The sequence below is a fragment of the Xanthobacter sp. BG11Y11_SDJG genome (genome assembly GCF_057364445.1).
Window position 1 is genome coordinate 1 of record NZ_JBNFNU010000334.1, and the last position, 4,688, is coordinate 4,688.

Sequence of the window (4,688 nt, forward strand, 5' to 3'; positions counted from 1 at the left end):
CGACGATGGCGACGTCCGCGGCGGGCTGGGCCGACAGAACCGGTTCGATGCCGCCGGCGGCGGCGGCGCCCAGGGTGCCGGTGCCGATCATGATGCCCTTCTCCTTCTGCCCGCCCCCGGCCGTGACTGCCGAATGGGGAAGCGACTTGACGCGGACGGCCGCGCCGTGGCGTTTTTCGTCCGAGGCCCGCCGCGCCCGGCGCGGCCCCATCGAGCGCGCCATGACCGAGCCCTCTCCCGCCGATACGCCCGCCGCGCAGACGCCTTCCGGCGACCGGCAGTCCGACGTCGATGCCCTGCTCGGCATCCTCGACCTCGAACAGTTGGAGATCAACCTGTTCCGGGGTCGCAGCGGTTCCCCCGGCGGCGGGCGGGTGTTCGGCGGCCAGGTGATCGCCCAGGCGCTGGTGGCGGCGCGGCGCACCGTGGACCCGGCGCGGGTGGTGCACTCGCTGCACGGCTACTTCCTGCTCGGCGGCGACCCCTCAATCCCCATCGTCTACGACGTCGAGCGCATCCGCGACGGCAAGTCCTTCACCACGCGGCGGGTGGTGGCGATCCAGCACGGGCGGGCGATCTTCTTCATGTCCGCCTCGTTCCAGATCGTCGAAGAGGGCCTGACGCACCAGGCGAAGATGCCGCACGTGCCGATGCCCGAGGACCTGCCGCCCGACGAGGTGTGGCGCGAGCGGCTCCTGAAGCGCTTTCCGGCCGCCTCCCTGCGCGACTGGATGGCGCTGCGCCCGCTGGAGGTGAAGCCGATCATCCTCGACGGCTCCTATGCCTCCCATTCCCCCGATGCCAGGGCCAGCCTGTGGCTGCGCGCGCGCGGGCGCCTGCCGGACGACCTGCCCACGCATCAGGCGGTGCTCGCTTACGCCTCGGATCTGTCGCTGCTGCAGGCGGCGCTGGTGCCACACGGACGCAGCGTGTTCGATGCCGATCTGCAATGCGCCAGCCTCGACCACGCGCTGTGGCTGCACCAGCCGTTCCGCGCCGACGAGTGGCTGCTCTACAGCCAGGAAAGCCCGATGGCGACCGGGGCGCGCGGCTTCTGCCGCGGCCAGCTCTTCACCCGCGACGGCGTGCTGGTGGCCTCCTCTGCCCAGGAAGGATTGATGCGGCCGGTCGCGCCGCGCGCGCCCTGAGCCATCCCCCGGACGGCGCGCCGTGAGCGCGCGATGTGAGCGCGTGATGGGCGTAACGCCTAAAAACAGGCATGAAAAGCGGCAAGGATGGGGCGCCGATGACTCGCCAATGGGCCATGGCGAGAAAATAAGCAGCCAGAGCGCCCCTTCGGCCCGATTGGCACGGTCCTTGATTCCCCCTGGCGCAGGCTTGGGCCGCGGCGTGGATCGCCCCGACCCGCACGGCCAAGCCGCGAGAAACACATCGCCCGGTCGAACGGCCGCGGCGGTCATCAGGGGACAGGGACCGATCCATGAAGATCGTCATGGCCATCATCAAGCCATTCAAGCTGGAGGAGGTGCGCGATGCCCTCACCGGTATCGGCGTCCACGGACTGACCGTGACCGAGGTGAAGGGTTACGGGCGTCAGAAGGGCCACACCGAGATCTATCGCGGCGCCGAATACGCCGTGAGCTTCCTGCCGAAGCTCAAGGTCGAGGTGGCGGTTGCGGCCGACCAGGTCGCCAAGGTGGTCGAGGCGATCACCGCCTCCGCCAAGACCGGACAGATCGGCGACGGCAAGATTTTCGTCTTCCCGATCGATCACGCCGTGCGCATCCGCACCGGCGAGACCGACGCCGACGCCCTTTGAGCCATCCTCATTTCACGGAGCTTTCTTCCATGACGTTCAAGACGTGGACCCGCGCGGGGCTGCCCGCGCTTCTGGCGGCAGCGGCGATCGCCCTGCCAGCCCTGGCCCAGACGCCGGAGGCGGCGCCCGCCGCGGCGCCGGCGGCCGAGGCGGTCTCGACCGTGAACAAGGGCGACGTGGCGTGGATGATGACGTCCACCGTCCTCGTCCTGCTCATGACCGTTCCCGGCCTCGCCCTGTTCTATGGCGGCCTCGTGCGCGCCAAGAACATGCTGTCCGTGCTGATGCAGGTGCTCACCATCACCGCGGTGATGATGCTGGTGTGGGTGCTGTACGGCTACTCGCTCGCCTTCACCTCGGGCAACGCCTTCATCGGCGGCTTCGAGAAGGCCTTCCTCGCCGGCGTGACGGTCGAGAGCCTGGCCGACACCTTCACCAAGGGCGTGCAGATTCCCGAGTTCGCCTTCATCGCCTTCCAGATGACCTTCGCGGCGATCACCCCGGCCCTCGCGGTCGGCGCGTTCCCCGAGCGCATCAAGTTCCCGGCGGTGATCCTGTTCGCGGTCCTGTGGGGCACCTTCGTGTACTTCCCGATCGCCCACATGGTGTGGTTCTCCGAGGGCTACCTGTTCACCCTCGGCGCGCTGGACTTCGCGGGCGGCACGGTGGTGCACATCAATGCCGGCATTGCCGGCCTGGTGGGCTGCCTCATCGTCGGCAAGCGCATCGGCTACGGCAAGGAGCAGCTCCCGCCCCACTCGCTGCCCTTCACCATGATCGGCGCCTCGCTGCTGTGGGTCGGCTGGTTCGGCTTCAACGTGGGCTCGAACCTCGAGGCCAACGGCCTTGCCACGCTGGTGATGATGAACACCTTCCTCGCCACCGCCGGCGCCATCGTCGGCTGGCTGGTGATCGAGTGGCTGGTGAAGGGCGCGCCCTCCATGCTCGGCGGCGCGTCGGGCGCGGTGGCCGGCCTCGTGGCCATCACCCCGGCCTGCGGCGCCTCCGGCCCCATGGGTGCGATCGTGCTCGGCATCATCGCCGCGGTGGTGTGCTTCTTCTTCTGCACCACCGTGAAGAACGCGCTCGGCTATGACGACAGCCTGGACGTGTTCGGCGTCCACGGCGTCGGCGGCATCATCGGCGCCATCGGCACCGGCATCCTGGTGTCCCCGGCGCTCGGCGGCGGCGGCGTGGCCGACTACGAGATGGTCAAGCAGGTCCTGATCCAGGGCCAGGCGACCATCATCACCGTGGTGTGGTCGGGCGTGGTCTCCGCCATCATCTTCTTCGTGCTCAACATCGTGGTGGGCCTGCGCCCGTCCGCGGACGTGGAGCGCGAGGGCCTCGACATCAACGAGCACGGCGAGCGCGCCTACCACTCGTGAGGTCTTGCGGGGCGGCCCCGGTCTCCCGCTTGCCTCAAGGTTTCCGGGGCGGCTCCGGCCGCCCCGCTTGTGTTCAATAAGAGGGGAACGAGAAAGGCCCCGGCGCGCGAGCGCCGGGGCCTCATCTTTTCCGCGGGACCGCCCCCTTCGGACGGGCGGCTGCGCCGCCGCCTATTCGGAGATCTTGCGGCGCGCGCCCCCAGCGTGCGCAGGCGCAGGGCGTTGAGCCGGATGAAGCCGGCCGCGTCGCGATGGTCGTAGGCGACGGCGCCTTCCTCGAACGTGACCAGCTCCTGGTTGTAGAGCGAATAGGGGCTCTTGCGGCCGATGACGGTGGCGTTGCCCTTGTAGAGCTTCACCGTCACCTCGCCGGTCACATAGGCCTGGGAGTGATCGATGGCCGCCTGCAGCATCTCGCGCTCGGGCGAGAACCAGAAGCCGTTATAGATCAGCTCCGCATAGCGCGGCATCAGCTCGTCCTTGAGGTGCGCCGCGCCGCGGTCGAGCGTGATGCTCTCGATGCCGCGATGCGCCGCCAGCAGGATGGCGCCGCCGGGGGTCTCGTAGATGCCGCGGCTCTTCATGCCGACGAAGCGGTTCTCCACGAGGTCGAGCCGGCCGATCCCGTTCTCCTTGCCCAGCGCGTTGAGGCGGGTGAGCAGGCTCGCGGGCGACAGCGCCTCGCCGTCGATCGCCACCGCGTCGCCCTTGTCGAAGGCGATGGTGATGATCGTCGCCTCGTCCGGCGCGTCCTCGGGCGAGAGGGTGCGCTGGTAGACATAGTCCGGCGCGTCCTCGGCCGGGTCCTCCAGCACCTTGCCCTCGGAGGAGGAGTGCAAGAGGTTGGCGTCCACCGAGAACGGGGCCTCGCCGCGCTTGTCCTTGGCAATCGGGATCTGGTGGGCTTCCGCGAACTCCAGCAGCCGGGTGCGCGAAGTGAGGTCCCACTCGCGCCAGGGGGCGATCACGGTGATGTCCGGCTCCAGCGCGTAATAAGCGAGCTCGAACCGCACCTGGTCGTTGCCCTTGCCGGTGGCGCCATGGGCCACCGCGTCGGCGCCCATCTTGCGGGCAATCTCGATCTGCTTCTTGGCGATCAGCGGGCGGGCGATGGAGGTGCCGAGCAGATAGAGCCCCTCATAGACCGCATTGGCGCGGAACATGGGGAACACGTAGTCGGCGACGAATTCCTCGCGCACGTCCTCGATGAAGATGTTCTCGCTCTTGATGCCGAGCAGCTCCGCCTTCTTGCGCGCCGGCTCCAGCTCCTCGCCCTGGCCGAGGTCGGCGGTGAAGGTGATGACCTCGCAGCCATAGGTGGTCTGGAGCCATTTGAGGATCACCGAGGTGTCGAGCCCGCCGGAATAGGCCAGCACCACCTTCTTCACGTCACGCGCCATCTCGTCTCTCGGCTGTTGGGAGCAAAATCGGCGCGGACTATAGGCCGGCGCGGCGCCCTGGCAAGTGGCGTGCCGCAAGGGGCGCGCAAGGGCCGCGGGCGCCGTCGCGGGGCGAGGCCG

Annotated in this window: 4 protein-coding genes and 1 pseudogene; 3 read left to right on the top strand and 2 right to left on the bottom strand. The window is 68.9% G+C overall.

Annotation, left to right across the window (positions count from 1 at the left end):
• The coding region (locus tag AC2W7M_RS20060) for a hypothetical protein (RefSeq protein WP_486134363.1) at positions 1–223 on the bottom strand (223 nt) is incomplete at its 3' end.
• On the opposite strand from AC2W7M_RS20060, the gene tesB reads away from it, so the two are divergent.
• The 3 genes from tesB (at position 222) to AC2W7M_RS20075 (ending at position 3,168) form a co-directional block, all read left to right on the top strand.
• The gene (gene tesB / locus AC2W7M_RS20065; protein WP_486134365.1) at positions 222–1,148 is read left to right on the top strand and encodes an acyl-CoA thioesterase II; all 927 of its coding nucleotides are present in this window, start codon (positions 222–224) and stop codon (positions 1,146–1,148) included. The genes AC2W7M_RS20060 and tesB overlap by 2 nt on opposite strands.
• A gap of 293 nt (positions 1,149–1,441) precedes the next feature.
• Positions 1,442–1,780 (top strand): P-II family nitrogen regulator, encoded by a 339-nt coding sequence (locus AC2W7M_RS20070; RefSeq protein ID WP_121624088.1) that lies wholly within the window; start codon positions 1,442–1,444, stop codon positions 1,778–1,780.
• Between the two features lie 29 nt (positions 1,781–1,809).
• A complete protein-coding gene (locus AC2W7M_RS20075; protein WP_486134367.1) occupies positions 1,810–3,168 on the top strand; it encodes an ammonium transporter in 1,359 nt (452 codons plus the stop codon).
• Between the two features lie 182 nt (positions 3,169–3,350).
• Here the strand turns inward: AC2W7M_RS20075 and AC2W7M_RS20080 are convergent.
• A pseudogene (locus AC2W7M_RS20080) lies at positions 3,351–4,568 on the bottom strand (argininosuccinate synthase); the annotation flags it as partial.
• Positions 4,569–4,688: the final 120 nt, after the last annotated feature.

Coding starts and splice junctions, on each gene's coding strand:
- tesB (WP_486134365.1), top strand. CDS start 222: ATGACCGAGCCCTCTCCCGCCGATACGCCCGCCGCGCAGACGCCTTCC.
- AC2W7M_RS20075 (WP_486134367.1), top strand. CDS start 1,810: ATGACGTTCAAGACGTGGACCCGCGCGGGGCTGCCCGCGCTTCTGGCG.
- AC2W7M_RS20070 (WP_121624088.1), top strand. CDS start 1,442: ATGAAGATCGTCATGGCCATCATCAAGCCATTCAAGCTGGAGGAGGTG.